The organism is Bacillus sp. GW823-FHT06A10 (assembly GCF_058795375.1).
The window spans coordinates 531,939-546,362 of sequence record NZ_JBXAHT010000001.1; the positions used below are offsets into that span (position 1 = coordinate 531,939).

Genomic DNA, 14,424 nt, shown 5'->3' on the forward strand with positions numbered 1-14,424 from the left:
TTTAAGGTAGATAGGACGGGAAAATGAAAAAGATTATTAAAGTTGAAGCAGTTGAAAAACATTTTGGAAATCAAGTGATTATCCCACCTCTTTCTTTAGATATTAAAGAGGGAGAGTTTTTAACAATTTTAGGGCCGAGTGGCTGCGGGAAAACGACTTTACTTCGTATGATCGCAGGATTTGAAACTCCAACTAAAGGGAATCTTTTATTAGATGATGAAAGAATTAACGATTTGCCGCCATATAAGCGTCATATGAACCTAGTGTTCCAACATTACGCACTATTCCCGCATATGACAGTAGAGAAGAATATTTGTTTTGGTATGAAAATGCAGAAAGTATCAGCAGCAGAGCAGAAAGAGCGTGCTGAAGAGGCAATGCGTTTAACGCAGTTACTTGAGTTCCGTAATCGTAAACCTGCTAAGCTTTCTGGTGGACAACAGCAGCGTGTTGCAATTGCAAGAGCGATTGTAAATAATCCGCGTGTATTACTATTAGATGAGCCACTTGGAGCGCTTGACTTTAAGTTACGAAAAGACTTGCAACGTGAATTGAAAAACTTACAACGTAATTTAGGAATTACGTTTATATACGTAACGCACGATCAAGAAGAAGCAATGAGCATGAGCGATCGTATCGTCGTTATGAATAAAGGCCATATCGAACAAATTGGAACGCCGAAAGAAATTTATAATAAGCCGAAAACATTGTTCGTTGCGACATTCATCGGTGAAAATAATATTGTGAAAAATGGGGAAGGCTATGTAGCAATTCGCCCTGAAAATGTGAAAGTACGTTCGGTTGAAGAACCAATTTTAAAAGAATACCATCTTGGACATATTGAAGATATTGAGTTTGTCGGAAATATGGAGAAGCTTTATGTACGTGATGAGAAAACATCAGAATTACTAATGGCATATCAAACTGCTGAAGAGGCAGCGCAGTGGAGCATTGGAGATAATGTATATGTAGGCTGGGAGCAAGAGGACGAGGTGACCTTAAATTGAAAAAAGGGAAATTACTCGCACTACCTACAGTCGCGTGGCTGTTAATTTTCTTCCTAATCCCGCTCGTATTCGTATTAGGATTCGCCTTCATGCAGCGCGGAGCTTACGGGACAGTAGAAATGCAATTTACGCTGGAGAATATATCCCGTGTGTTTGATCCATTGTACTTAGGAACGTTATGGGAAACTGTTAAGATTGCAGTTATTACTACAGTAATATGTTTATTAATTGGTTATCCATTTGCGTATACAATTACAATTGTTGACCGCAAATATCGTTCTATTCTTTTATTATTGGCAACGATCCCGTTTTGGATTAACTTTCTTGTTCGTTCATACGCATGGATTGTTATTTTACGTTCACAAGGTCTTGTGAATACGTTGTTATTAAAACTCGGCATTATTAGTGAACCGTTAAATTTATTATATAATACGCCTTCTGTAATACTCGGAATGGTCTATTCTTTATTACCATTTATGATTTTACCAGTGTATGCAGCAATTGAGCAGCTGGATAAGCGTAAGCTAGAAGCGGCTTATGATTTAGGAGCAACACCAATAAAGGCATTTTGGAATATAACAGTGCCGATGACAATGTCAGGAATTGCGACTGGTTCTATTTTAGTATTCGTTTCTTCTATCGGAATGTTTGTTGTATCAGACGTGATGGGCGGATCGAAAGTAGCATTAATCGGAAACGTTATTCAAAACCAATTCTTAGGTGCACGTGACTGGCCGTTTGGATCTGCGTTATCGATTATCGTTGTTCTATTCTCTGTTCTGTTAATTTACTTATATTATCGTGCAACGAAAGTATATAAATATAATGAGAACGGAGGGGAATAGGCAAAGATGAAGAAGTTTTTAGTTTCTTATTCTTGGTTAATTTTGTTATTCTTGTATTTTCCAATGATGGTTTTAATGGTCTATTCTTTCAACGACTCTCGCATTAATGCGGAGTGGGAAGGTTTTACATTCCATTGGTATACAGATTTATTTCAAAAACAAGATGTTATTGATGCATTTGTAAATAGTATTACGATTGCAGTTATAACAACGATTGTGACAACGGTACTTGGTGTATTCTTTGCGATTGCTTTACATCGTTATAAATATCGTTTCGAAGGGGCTATTAATGGCCTTGTATATTTACCAATTTTAATTCCTGATATTTTAATGGGATTATCTTTACTAATTCTTTTCAGTCAGCTAGGAATGGAACTTGGACAAACAACGATTATTATTGCACATATTACATTTAGTATTTCGTTTGTTGTTGTTATTTTAGCTGCGCGTCTTTCAAGTATGGGACGTGACTTAGAAGAAGCTGCAAATGATTTAGGAGCAACGCCTTGGCAAACGTTTCGTTTTGTAACGTTCCCAGCAATTGCACCGGGAGTTATTTCAGCAGCATTATTAACATTCACATTATCAATTGATGATTTTGTAATTAGTTTCTTCGTATCAGGACCAGGATCAACAACATTGCCATTATACATTTACAGTATGGTTAAGCGCGGAGTATCACCAGAAATTAATGCTCTTTCTACAATTTTAATTGTTGCTATCGTAGGATTAATGGTTCTATCTGAAATCTTCCGTAACAAAGGTGCAGATGGTGAAGAAAACTCTGGAGGACACCTTCCTTTATAATACGAACGATATAGAAAGTACGAGGGGGTAATAAACCGATGAAATTAATGAAAAGAATAGCTGGCGCAGCAATTAGCTTTAGCCTTGTTGCTGGTGTGCTTGCTGGTTGTGGTGAAAAGAAAGAAGAATTAAATATTTATAGCTGGGCTGACAATTTTGATGAGCAAGTGCTAAGAGATTTTGAAAAGAAGTATAATGTGAAAATTAACTATGATAAGTACGCAAGTAACGAAGAAATGCTTGCGAAATTACAAGCTGGTGGCGCAAAGTATGATTTAATTCAACCATCTGATTACATGGTTAAAACAATGGCAAAAATGGATTTATTAGCGCCGTTAGATAAAAAGAATATCCCAAATATCGAAAACATGGTTTCTAATTTCAAAACACCTGCGTTTGATCCAGAGAATAAATATTCTTTAGTGTACACTTGGGGTGTAACAGGGATTGCATACAATAAAAAGTATGTGAAAGAAGCACCTACAAGCTGGGCTGACTTATGGAATGAGAAATATAAAGGACATGTAACGTTGTTAAACGATTCTCGTGAAGTATTAGGAGTGGGTCTTAAGAAGCACGGGTTCTCAAACAGTACAAAAGAAGATGCAGAGTTAAAGACAGCAGCGGATGATTTAAAGAAGCTGCTTCCAAACTTATTAGCATTTGATACAGATAACATTAAACAAAAATTCATTACAGAAGATGCTTGGATCGGAACAGTTTGGTCTGGAGATGCAGCATTTATCGCAAAAGATAATAAAGATGTAGAATACGTTGTACCAAAAGAAGGTGGCACAATTTGGGCTGATACGTTAGCAATTCCAAAAGGTGCAAAACATAAAGAGCTTGCTGAGAAGTTTATGAACTACTTACTTGATGAAAAAGTAAGTGTGAAAAACTACGAGTCAATTGGTTACAGTAATCCAAATGAAAAAGCTCATCCTCTTCATAGTAAAGAATACCGTGATAATCACATGATTTTCTTAACGAAAGAAGAGTTAGATCGTACAGAATGGCTTGTTGATGTAGACGATAAGTTAAAAGACTATGATCGTTACTGGACAGAGCTAAAAACAAAAGGTAAATAAGTAAGAAAATGCGGTTTCTAAAGTAGAAATCGCATTTTTTCATAGTAGGAGGAAATCGTTTGAAGAAGAAGTTACATCAGTATGAGGTAATATGTATCGGTTTATTATTTGCTGTATTTAGTATTGTTGCTTGGCGCGTACATGCAGGTGGCGTTACAGTAATGGATACATATGTCCGCGGATTAGTAAAAGGGCTACAAACGGAAAGTTCCCTTACATTTTTCTCGTACTTTACAAAATTGGGGTCAGCAATTGGGATAGCTGCTACGCTCGTTATAAGTTTGCTTGTTTTTTGGAAGCAGCGTTATTATGCTGCGATGATTGTGTATCCAATGGGAATTTTAATAACACATCTTGTGAATAAAGGGATAAAAGAGATTGTAAAGAGAGAACGTCCATCATTAAATGAAGCGTTAGATGCACTTGGATATAGTTTTCCTAGTGGACATGCAATGCTATCGATTATGACATTTGGATTTCTTGCTTATATCATTGCTGCTAATTTGAAAAGCATAGCTGGGAAATGTGTCATAACGATTTTGATGGGTATAGTAATCCTATCGATTGGATTAAGTAGAGTCATTTTAAATGTACATTACCCAACTGATATTTTAGCTGGTTACTGCGTAGGTGGTATTTTGTTAGTTATCGCTATTTACTATCATCGTTTACTTACTGAGAGATTGGGGCTTAATAAAGAGAGATAGAAAAAACGCCTGGAAAAACTATCATTATAGTGTTCCTAGGCGTTTTTTGTTTGTATAAAGATATGATACAGTATAAGTGACAATTGAATTATTTAAAGTAGGTGAAAATGTGTGAAGACAAATGTTCATAAAGTTGATAAGTGGGGGAAGTTAGGAGCTTTTTTGTATCAATTTCGTTATACAGTAATTGTAGCGTTACTGTTGCTTGCAATCGCACTTGGGATTTTTGCTCCAAAGCTACCGGGAGTATTAGGTGGTGACGGTTTCCAAACGGAAGGAGACTATCAAAAAACAAAAGAAATTTTAGATAAAGATTTTAAGAAGTCTCAAGATACGCTTCTGCTCGTTTTTGAGAAAAATAAAGATGCTTCGCATGAGGAATTTAAAAAGCGAATAGATGAAATTGTAAAGAATGTTCAAGAGAAAGAGAACTATGAATCTTTCCATCACCCAATCCAAAATAAAGAAATGCTACAAGATGACATCGGTTATGCGACAATTTTATTTTCCGGGAAAACAAATAAAGAAAGAATGGAAAAGACATTACAATTTGCTAATGAGATTGAGAAAGAAAGTAATGTAGCATTAAAAGTAACACCTACAGGATTTCCGAAAATTAATCAAGAAATTAATGAAAGAACGCAAAATGATTTAAAAGTAGCAGAAATGATTGGATTACCAATTGCGTTTCTTGTATTACTATTTTCGTTTGGTAGCCTTTTGGCATCAATTTTACCGATTTTGAATGGAGCGCTTAGTGTTATTAGCACGATGGGTATATTGTATTTCATCGGTGTGGATAAAGAACTATCTATTTTCGTGTTAAACGTTGCACCGATGATTGGACTTGCACTATCTATTGATTTTGCGCTATTATTTGTGAACCGTTTTCGAGAGGAAGTTGCTAAACGAACGGTAAAAGAAGCGATAGCAATTACATATCAGACGGCAGGACGTGCAATTGTATTTTCAGGATTATGCGTATTTGTTGGGTTATCCGGTTTGTTTTTCTTTAAGATAGATTATATTCAATCTGTCGCAATTAGCGGAATGATTGTTGTGATTATGAGTATTTTATTCTCACTCACACTTCTTCCAGCGTTATTATCGTTAATCGGTAAAAAAATATTAAAAAAGAATCAAGTAGCACATACGCCGGCAAAAGCATGGCGTAAATTTGCACAATTTGTGATGAAACATCCAATTGCAATGATTGTTGTTGTTACAACATTTATTGTTATTTGCTTATTACCGTTACGTACAGCTAATTTGCAGTTCCCTAGTGTTGAAGCTTTACCTGAAAAGAGTGATACAAGGATTGCATATGAAAAGTATGAAGAAGCATTTAATAAAACTGTCAAAACACACGCTGATGTTACGTTAGTTGTAGAGACGAAAAAAGATATGAAAGAAAAAGAAAGTCTACAAAAGATAGAAGAAGTCGTTCAAAAGTTAAAAGATGATAAAAAAGTACATGAAGTAAGAAGTTTATACGACGGGTTAACTGGAATGAAAGCAGATCAAGTTGCTGGAATATTGCAGTCGCCAGAAGCAGCAAAACTAACTCCTGTATTTGAAGCATACACAAAAGGGAATAAGACGACGATAGAAGTTTTTTTGAAAACAAAACCACGTACAGAGACTGCAAAACAGTGGGTGCGTGACTTTAAAAAGAACTATAAAGAAACGAATGTTACGTATTATCTAGGCGGAATGACGACGTTTCAACAAGAATTAGAAGATGAAATTAAAGATAAAGTTGTAATTGGTATGTCTGTTATATTTGGATCGACCTTTGTTATATTATTATTTGCATTCCGATCTATACTCATTCCAATTAAGGCAATTATTATGAATATACTTAGTTTGAGTGCAACCATTGGAATTGTTGTTTGGTTATTTGAAGGTGGTCATTTCGGTTTAGAAGCGAGTCCGGTTCTGTTTGTCTTACCAATCTTCATTTTTGGCCTCGTATTTGGGCTTAGTATGGATTATGAAGTATTTCTTATTTCACGTATTCACGAGCTCTATGAAGAAACAGGAGATAACGATCAAGCAACGTTAGAAGGGCTCGTTTCAACAAGTAGAATCATTACATCAGCTGCATTAATTATGATTGTTGTAACGGGTGCATTCGCATTTACTGATATTTTACCAGTAAAGCAGATGGGGCTTGGCGTGGCATTAGCAATATTTCTTGATGCAACAATTATTCGTCTTATGCTCGTTCCAAGCTTAATGAAGTTATTTGGAGACTGGAATTGGTGGTTACCATTTCGAAAAAAACGAGAAAAATCATCGTAAAAAAATGCTCATCATATTGATGAGCATTTTTTTATGAATAGCAAGACCTACATTTTGCAAATAGTATGTGATAAGAACATTACATACAAGTAGGTGAAGGCAATGTTTCGTTATTTTAAGTTTAAGTTAAATGATACAGTACAGTTTGCAGAAAACGATGGGCATATGTATCGCATTGTCGGTTATCGGTTAGAAAAGGGATTTTATCCAAAAGATGAATGGACTCATATCATTTATGAACTACTTAGAGAATTTGACGGGTATACGATGGATGCAGAGGAGGAAGAACTTGTAAAGGTCGTTCAAGTAGAGGATGAGTATTACAAAATACAAGAAGTATCAGGTTATCGTTATCCAGTAAAGATGAAACAAAAACAACAAGTGATGAAAATAGAAAGGATGGACGATTTATTAGATGCTTACAATGACTATAAAAGGTTGGCGGATTTCTTTAAAGATTTATCGTATGAACAAAAAGCTGAAGAAGTATTGTTAGAAATGAAAAGACTTAGAGCTTGAGGGGCAGTCTATTATAAGACTGTCCTCTATTTTTGACGGTGCACCAAAGTGTGTTTTCCGTTACAATGAGAGAATCAATAGAAATAAGGTGATAAACAGTATGGAAACAAAGAAAAAGGGCGAATGGTGTGAAATTACCGTTCCAGCTAAATGGAATGGTATAAGTATTGAATCGGTATTAAAAGTAGAATGGGAAATATCGAAAAAGCTATTACATCAGCTTCGTATGGGAAAAGGTGTTACGGTTAACGGAGAACAAAGAAGATGGAACGAGCTTTTAAAAGAGAACGATAAGTTACAAGTTCATATGTTTGCGGAGGAAGAGTACGGTGTGGATCCAGAATATGGTGAATTGCATGTAGTATACGAAGATGATCACGTACTCATCGTAAATAAACCAGAGAAAATGGACACACATCCTGCTGAAAAAGGTGGAACCGGGACGCTTGCAAATCTTGTTGCTTTTCATTTTCAAATGCAAGGTTTAGAGACGAAGGTGCGTCATATTCATCGTTTAGATAAAGATACGACAGGTGGTGTCGTATTTGCTAAGCATAGAATTGCTGGTGCAATTATGGATCGTTTATTAATGGAACGAAAAATTAAAAGGACGTACGCAGCGCTCGTTGAAGGGAAAGTAAAGAAGAAACAAGGAACGATTGATGCTGCTATTGGAAGGGATCGCCATCATGCTACAAGGCGTCGTATTTCTCCAAAAGGTGACCAAGCTATCACATATTATAAAGTAGAAAAGTATTTTAAGAAGCAAAACACGACTTTCGTAACGTTACAATTAGAAACGGGTAGAACGCATCAAATTCGTGTTCATATGAGCCATAATGGTAATCCACTAGTTGGGGATGTATTATATGGTGGACAAACAAAATATATGTCCAGTCAAGCATTGCATGCGATGAAGATAAATTTCTTGCATCCAATTACGAAAGAAGCGATTGAAGTTGATGTGCCGTTTCCTACAAAGTTAGATAATAAAATAAGAGAATTTCAAAAAGAAAATGCGTAAAGTATAAGGTTTAATTTGAAAAAAGTAGATTTTTGCAGGGATTTCTCTAAAAGGAGCGAAGCCGTTAAGAGAAAAGAGAGGTGAGAATCACTTGATCAAATATAAGTATGTACTTGGAATATTTTTCGCTTGTCTTTTAGTTACTCTATGTCTCTATCCCTATTTACCAACTCGTATGGCAGTACATTGGAATGTAAATGGTGAGCCAAACGAGTTTATGAGTAAACAAGTTGTTGTAGCATTTATTCCTTGTTTTATTATTTTTTCATATGGATTTTTGTATATTATTTCACATAATATATTTAAGTTTAATGAAAGAGAGCATGGTATTATAGACGGATTTATAAAGAAAATTACGTTATTTATGTTGTTTATTCATATGCTTATCCTCTTTATTAATTTTGAGGATTTGATATCCTTTCAAACAGGATTAACGATTGGGATTAGTATGTTTCTTTTTATGCTGAGTAAAGAATTTAAGAAAATAAAAGGCAAAGAAAAAGACCCAATTAAATTACAAAAAATTCGTTTAGTAAGTAGACAGATTTTTCAAGTGATGGCATGTGGCATATTGTTTTCATTGTTTTTGAACTTAGAGTGGGGATTTTATGTATTGCTTAGTGTAATAAGCTGTGGATCTATGCTATTTATGTTATATATTTTCTATTCATACATAATAGAAAGTTATGAAACTTAAAAAAGAGTCTTCTCATTATGAGAAGACTCTTTTAATCTATTTACTTTGTAATAAATTGTTGTGTCCAGTAGTTGCCGCTTTCTACATAACCAACACCGATGTGAGTGAAGCCGTTATTTAAGATGTTTGCACGGTGTCCAGCGCTGTTCATCCAAGCTTGTACCACTTCTTCAGGTGTACGTTGGCCTTGAGCGATGTTTTCACCTGCAGATGTATAAGAAATACCAAATTTCTTCATCATGTCAAACGGAGACCCGTATGTAGGGCTGTTATGATCAAAGTAGTTGTTTTTTTGCATGTCTTCAGACTTAATACGTGCTACTTTGCTTAATTCAGTATCGATTTTTAGTGCTGGTAAACCTTGTTTTGCACGCTCAGCGTTTGTTAATTCAACAACACGTTGTTCGAACTCGCTTAAAGATTTTGCTTCTTCAGCAGGCTTTTGCTCAGCAGGTTTTTGTTCAGCAGGTTTTTGCGTATTGTTGTTTTCAGCAGGCTTTTGAGCTTCTGGTTTTTGAACTTCTTCAGCAGGCTTTTGCTCGGCAGGTTTTTGCTCAGCAGGCTTTTGAGTTTCTGGCTTAGCTGTTGGTTGCTCAGTTACAACATTTTCAGTAGGTTGTTGACCAGGAATGAAGCAGTTTGGTTGGAAGTTTCCTTGTTGCCATTGTGCTAATGATTCAACTCCCATAGATTGTAAGAATGCTTGTAGTTCTTGTTGGCTCATTTGCTTCATCATCACTTTTGAATGCTGAATATTTTGAACCTTTATGTTAGATGGTTGTACTGTTGCAGCTTGTGCATCTAGAGAAGATACTCCTAAAGTAAGAGCTGTTGCAGCAGCTACAGATAATAAAACACGCTTTTTCATGATGTGTGTCCCCCTATATAAAGTTTTAATTTGTTTTCACACGATTTGTTTTTGACAGCCTGTTTGACTGACAAATTCATCGTAGCATACAATTTGCGAGAAAAAAGATGGAAAAAAATTCATAGACTTTAAAATTACCTAATTTATCCTAAGAGAAGAAGGGAGCAAAAATAAGAGAAATATAGAGTATAAAAGGAATTTATAGTGTTTTTATACTTGGTTTTAAGAGGGGGTTTTTGGATAAAGTTACCTAAATAGAAAATGAAGAATCCTATTGTATCAATGGTTTGAGCAATTTTTTGAGGAATATAATGGATTGATTTTTACAAAACTGTAATGTTTCTGTTGTTCTTTTTTATAATAAAGTAACATATTTTTAATGTTGTAGCAGACAAAAAAGCGGCTATCTCTTTACATAGACGAAGGAGATAGCCGTTTTCCTATTATTACGTATGTTACGAGTTATTACGAGTTAGTTTCAATTGCTTCTAATAATAAATCCACAATGTGAATTCCTCTCATTTTATGAGAAAGCCCTTCTCGCTCAATGCCCAATTTCATTTGTAATAAACAACCTGGATTTGCAGTAACAATGGTTGCTGCTTCTGTTTCATGCACACAGTCCATTTTGTAATCTAGAAATTCCATTGATAACTCTGAATGAACAATATTGTAAATACCAGCAGAGCCACAGCAGCGATCGGCATCTTTCATTTCTCGATATGTTGCACCTTGGATAGCCTCTAGTAACATACGAGGTTCAGAAGATGTGCGCATAACATTGCGTAAATGACAAGAGTCTTGATACGTAATAACCTGCGGCGTGAGTCGTAAGTCAGTTCGCTTATGGAAGTCTAGTTCTACTAGAATAGCAGTAATATCTTTAATTTTAGAAACAAACTGCTTAGCACGTTCAGCCCAATCCGGATCATCCTTTAAAAGATAATCATAGTCTACAAGATAAGCCCCGCAACCTCCTGCATTCGTAATAATATAGTCGATGTTTAAATCTTCGAATGCTTTTATATTTCGCTTTGCTAATTCTTTTGCTCCACTCTTTTCACCAGCATGTCCATGCAATGCACCGCAGCAATTTTGTGTTTTCGGAATAACAATATCACAACCAGCTAATTGAAGAAGTTTCATCGTTGCGTTATTTGTTTCTAAAAACATCGTATCCATTAAACAGCCTGCGAAGAATGCAACTTGTTTTTTCTTTGTACTTTCTGCAGGTAAAAATGAAGGACGATCTTTCATTGCTTTCATTTTAGGGACTTTTGGTAAAACGAGATCCATCGTTGCAAGTGTTTCAGGGAATAACTTCATAATACCTGTTTTATGTGTTAGCGTTTGTAAACCAGAACGTTGATAAAATCCGATTAGTCCGGTTAATTTTCGCATTCGATTTTGATGGGGGAATAATCCTTCAAAAACGACTTTTCGAACAGCTTTCACTGGCATTGAGAATTTTTTATTTTGATTAATAATATCTCGAGCCTCTTCTAATAAATGTCCATAATTTACACCAGATGGACAAACAGGCTCACAAGCACGGCAACCAAGACAAACGTTTAATGTATTTTCAACATCTTCATCTGGTTCGATTAAACCATCAACGACTGCTTTCATTAATGCGATACGTCCGCGCGGTGAATGTGACTCTTTATATCCGGATTGAATGTAGGTAGGACAAGTAGGTAAACAAAAACCGCATCGCATACAGTTAAGTAGCTCATCTTCACTTAATCGTTCTTTAAATTCTTTTTGAATATTTTCTTTATTTAATGTGGTCATCGCTCAACCACCACTCTTTTTCGAGTGTCTTTCGCGAACATTTTTCCAGGGTTCATAATGTTGTTTGGATCGAAAGCTTGCTTTATTCCTTGCATAGCTGCAATACCTTCTTTACCTAATTTCATTTCTAAATATGGAGCTTTCATTGCACCAACACCATGTTCACCAGTAATTGTGCCACCAAGTTCAATTGCTTTCGCAAATATTTCAGCAAAAGCTTGTTCAGCTCGGTGCATTTCTTCTGCATTACGAGCATCTGTCATACAAGTTGGATGTAAGTTACCATCACCAGCGTGTCCAAACGTACAAATAGGAATATTATATTTTTTTGCAATGGCATTAATAGCTTCAACCATTGGAGCGATTTGTGAACGTGGTACAGTCGCATCTTCTAATATTGTAGTAGGTTTTAATCGTGCGAGCGCTGATAGAGCACTACGGCGAGCAGTACGAAGCGCATCTGCTTCTGTTTCATCTTTTGCAATGCGAACATCAACTGCATTCATAGAGCGGCAAACGTTAGCCATGTTTTCAATATCTCGATTGACTACTTCGGGCGGGCCATCTTGTTCGATTAATAAAATTGCTTTTACGTCAGTTGGTAAACCGATTTGTGCAAACTCTTCTACAACTTCAATTGTCGGTTGGTCTAAAAACTCAAGTGTTGCTGGAATAATTTTATTTGCAATAATAGAAGAAACAGCACGTGCAGCTTCATTAATATCTTCATATAATGCAAGCATTGTTTTCTTTGTTTCAGGCATAGGAACAAGTTTTAATATAGCTTCTGTTACCACGCCAAGTGTTCCTTCAGAACCGATAAATAAACGAGTTAAATCGTAACCAGCTACATCTTTTGCTAATTTACCACCAGTGCGAATAATATCGCCATTTGGTAAGACAAGTTCAAGCCCCATTACATAATCACGTGTTACGCCATATTTCAAACCGCGTAATCCACCTGAGTTTTCATTAATATTGCCGCCGATTGTAGAAATTTTCATCGAGCTTGGATCTGGTGGATAAAATAAACCTTTTTCTTCTACCGCTTTAATAATATCAAGTGTAATGACTCCAGCTTGTACAGTAATTGTTAAGTTTTCTTCATCAATTTCTAAAATATTGTTCATATGGCGGAAAATAAGGACGATACCGCCTTCAAGTGGACATGTACCTGCGCAAAGGTTTGTTCCAGACCCGCGCACATATACAGGGATTTTGTGAGTGTTACATACTTTTAACACTTCAGCTACTTCATTTGTATTACGAGGAGCAATGACTGCATCAGGCATTGCTTGGAAGTTTGGAGTGGCATCATAACTATAAGTTAAACGCCCCATATTGGATGTATCTACATTATCTTCGCCAACAATAGATATGAATGAATGAATAATTTGCTTTTCTAACATTGGAAATCCCCCTCAAACTGTCAACGTGTTTAGTTATAATAAACATCGTGGTAACAGTGCTTTCATTATAATGATAAAAAAGTCGAGGGATTCTTTCTATGTGTAATCATCTGAAGATTAATCTGTTTTATCCTTCTTTTTTGTGTGATTATCTAATAGGAGGAGTGCGAAGTATAAAACGTGTAAGTCTTTGAATTGTTTTGGATCAAGTCCTGTATGTTCTTCAATCTTTTTTAGCCTGTAATGTAATGTGTTAATGTGTATATGTAATTGTTTAGCCGTCTGTTTATAAGATTGGTTATAATCGATAAATAAGCGCAAAGTATGCATAAGCTCAGGAAATGATAATAAGTTTTCGATGGTACGCTCTAGAAATTGTTCACGCGTTTCGGCAGAAATATCTTGTAAACACATTTCTAAACGTAAATCTTCATTAAATACAATTTTTTTCGTTTCCAATGATACAGAAAGAGCGCGTAATGCTTGTTCGTAACATATGTTCATATTGTTTGAGGTAACTGTTTGTCCAATCCCGATATATAAAGGAATAGAAAATAAAGTTTCGCAGTCTTGTTTTAACCGTTTTAAAAATTGATAAGTTTGCTCTTTGGAGCTCGTTGCTGTAAATAAAATAAAACGATCATTTCCCCAACGAACAAATAGATGCTCTTTTGTTAAAATATTACGTATGTGTTGCCATATTTTACGCTGGAGCATCGTGTCATTTTTGCCAATAGAAAACAAAATAAGTTGTTTTTTCTTATATAAATCAATGCCAAGTGTTTTGGCGCGATCAAGAAAACTCGGGGACCACTCTGTATTTTGAAGCCAATCAAAGACAAAAGCTTCATAAGAACGGTGCTCAAGTTCTAGTTGCTCTAAAAAGTAGTTTTCATGAATTAATAATTCGGTCATCTTACGCAATATTTCGCTGTAGCGTGAAATATTTTCAGGATCTCCTGTAATTCCAATGACACCAATTACTTCATCATGAAATAATAAAGGAAGATTCATCCCAGCCTTTACACCTTGCAATCGCCTTTCATCTTCTTTTGTAATGATGACGGTTTTCTTTTGTTTGGCGCAGCGGAGTGCACCTTCATGAAATTGACCAATTCTTTCTGTATCTGTACTTGCGATAATAACGCCTTCTATATTAATGATAATAATATTTTCTGTAATTAGTCTGCGTACTTCTCGTACAATTTTATTCGCTAAATCAGGAAATAGCATAATTGACACACCTCAAATTCTATTTGTTGTACATTATATATGTAAATTGAGTAAGAAAGGAAAATTTCACACTTTCCACACATTTATTTGTTATTTTACAATTATAACGAAATCATCCGAAG

Annotated in this window: 13 protein-coding genes; 9 read left to right on the forward strand and 4 right to left on the reverse strand. The window is 35.5% G+C overall.

Annotated elements, in window-relative coordinates; translation table 11 throughout:
- The first annotated feature begins 23 nt into the window (after nt 1-23).
- The 9 genes from potA to AC1Q8M_RS02800 all read left to right on the forward strand — a co-directional run bounded on the left by potA (nt 24) and on the right by AC1Q8M_RS02800 (nt 8,998).
- A complete protein-coding gene (gene potA / locus AC1Q8M_RS02760) occupies nt 24-1,007 on the forward strand; it encodes a spermidine/putrescine ABC transporter ATP-binding protein PotA (RefSeq protein WP_000720333.1) in 984 nt (327 codons plus the stop codon).
- Nucleotides 1,004-1,852 carry a spermidine/putrescine ABC transporter permease PotB gene (gene potB, locus AC1Q8M_RS02765; RefSeq protein WP_000715500.1) on the forward strand — a complete coding sequence of 283 codons (849 nt, stop codon included), beginning with the start codon at nt 1,004-1,006 and terminating at the stop codon, nt 1,850-1,852. The genes potA and potB overlap by 4 nt, the downstream gene beginning before the upstream one ends.
- A gap of 6 nt (nt 1,853-1,858) precedes the next feature.
- The gene (gene potC / locus AC1Q8M_RS02770) at nt 1,859-2,659 is read left to right on the forward strand and encodes a spermidine/putrescine ABC transporter permease PotC (RefSeq protein ID WP_000714190.1); all 801 of its coding nucleotides are present in this window, start codon (nt 1,859-1,861) and stop codon (nt 2,657-2,659) included.
- A 38-nt stretch (nt 2,660-2,697) separates the two neighbouring features.
- Complete coding sequence (gene potD / locus AC1Q8M_RS02775) at nt 2,698-3,747, forward strand: spermidine/putrescine ABC transporter substrate-binding protein PotD (protein WP_000772490.1); 1,050 nt, start codon at nt 2,698-2,700, stop codon at nt 3,745-3,747.
- Between the two features lie 59 nt (nt 3,748-3,806).
- Nucleotides 3,807-4,454: a phosphatase PAP2 family protein gene (locus AC1Q8M_RS02780; protein ID WP_016513124.1), complete on the forward strand. Its 648-nt coding sequence runs from the start codon at nt 3,807-3,809 to the stop codon at nt 4,452-4,454.
- Between the two features lie 111 nt (nt 4,455-4,565).
- Complete coding sequence (locus AC1Q8M_RS02785; protein ID WP_000856400.1) at nt 4,566-6,758, forward strand: MMPL family transporter; 2,193 nt, start codon at nt 4,566-4,568, stop codon at nt 6,756-6,758.
- Nucleotides 6,759-6,860: 102 nt separating this feature from the next.
- Nucleotides 6,861-7,277, forward strand: coding sequence for a YodN-related protein (locus AC1Q8M_RS02790; RefSeq protein WP_000490302.1), 417 nt, complete (start codon nt 6,861-6,863; stop codon nt 7,275-7,277).
- A gap of 100 nt (nt 7,278-7,377) precedes the next feature.
- The gene (locus AC1Q8M_RS02795; RefSeq protein WP_098855610.1) at nt 7,378-8,301 is read left to right on the forward strand and encodes an RluA family pseudouridine synthase; all 924 of its coding nucleotides are present in this window, start codon (nt 7,378-7,380) and stop codon (nt 8,299-8,301) included.
- A 91-nt stretch (nt 8,302-8,392) separates the two neighbouring features.
- The gene (locus AC1Q8M_RS02800; RefSeq protein ID WP_097822211.1) at nt 8,393-8,998 is read left to right on the forward strand and encodes a DUF1648 domain-containing protein; all 606 of its coding nucleotides are present in this window, start codon (nt 8,393-8,395) and stop codon (nt 8,996-8,998) included.
- Nucleotides 8,999-9,038: 40 nt separating this feature from the next.
- Here AC1Q8M_RS02800 and AC1Q8M_RS02805 read toward each other — a convergent pair whose 3' ends face one another.
- From AC1Q8M_RS02805 to AC1Q8M_RS02820, 4 genes are all read right to left on the reverse strand, one after another.
- Nucleotides 9,039-9,866 (reverse strand): CAP domain-containing protein, encoded by an 828-nt coding sequence (locus AC1Q8M_RS02805; protein WP_016513122.1) that lies wholly within the window; start codon nt 9,864-9,866, stop codon nt 9,039-9,041.
- A gap of 465 nt (nt 9,867-10,331) precedes the next feature.
- Nucleotides 10,332-11,660 carry a (Fe-S)-binding protein gene (locus AC1Q8M_RS02810; protein ID WP_098855609.1) on the reverse strand — a complete coding sequence of 443 codons (1,329 nt, stop codon included), beginning with the start codon at nt 11,658-11,660 and terminating at the stop codon, nt 10,332-10,334.
- A complete protein-coding gene (gene glcD / locus AC1Q8M_RS02815; protein WP_098361245.1) occupies nt 11,657-13,069 on the reverse strand; it encodes a glycolate oxidase subunit GlcD in 1,413 nt (470 codons plus the stop codon). Before glcD ends, AC1Q8M_RS02810 begins: the two co-directional genes overlap by 4 nt.
- A gap of 117 nt (nt 13,070-13,186) precedes the next feature.
- Nucleotides 13,187-14,302 carry a CdaR family transcriptional regulator gene (locus AC1Q8M_RS02820; RefSeq protein ID WP_098855608.1) on the reverse strand — a complete coding sequence of 372 codons (1,116 nt, stop codon included), beginning with the start codon at nt 14,300-14,302 and terminating at the stop codon, nt 13,187-13,189.
- Nucleotides 14,303-14,424: the final 122 nt, after the last annotated feature.

What these genes read in the sequence shown, in the direction of transcription:
- potA (WP_000720333.1), top strand. Translation starts at nt 24, where the DNA reads ATGAAAAAGATTATTAAAGTTGAAGCAGTTGAAAAACATTTTGGAAAT.
- potC (WP_000714190.1), top strand. Translation starts at nt 1,859, where the DNA reads ATGAAGAAGTTTTTAGTTTCTTATTCTTGGTTAATTTTGTTATTCTTG.
- potD (WP_000772490.1), top strand. Translation starts at nt 2,698, where the DNA reads ATGAAATTAATGAAAAGAATAGCTGGCGCAGCAATTAGCTTTAGCCTT.
- AC1Q8M_RS02790 (WP_000490302.1), top strand. Translation starts at nt 6,861, where the DNA reads ATGTTTCGTTATTTTAAGTTTAAGTTAAATGATACAGTACAGTTTGCA.
- AC1Q8M_RS02795 (WP_098855610.1), top strand. Translation starts at nt 7,378, where the DNA reads ATGGAAACAAAGAAAAAGGGCGAATGGTGTGAAATTACCGTTCCAGCT.
- AC1Q8M_RS02805 (WP_016513122.1), bottom strand. Translation starts at nt 9,866, where the DNA reads ATGAAAAAGCGTGTTTTATTATCTGTAGCTGCTGCAACAGCTCTTACT.
- AC1Q8M_RS02810 (WP_098855609.1), bottom strand. Translation starts at nt 11,660, where the DNA reads ATGACCACATTAAATAAAGAAAATATTCAAAAAGAATTTAAAGAACGA.
- glcD (WP_098361245.1), bottom strand. Translation starts at nt 13,069, where the DNA reads ATGTTAGAAAAGCAAATTATTCATTCATTCATATCTATTGTTGGCGAA.
- AC1Q8M_RS02820 (WP_098855608.1), bottom strand. Translation starts at nt 14,302, where the DNA reads ATGCTATTTCCTGATTTAGCGAATAAAATTGTACGAGAAGTACGCAGA.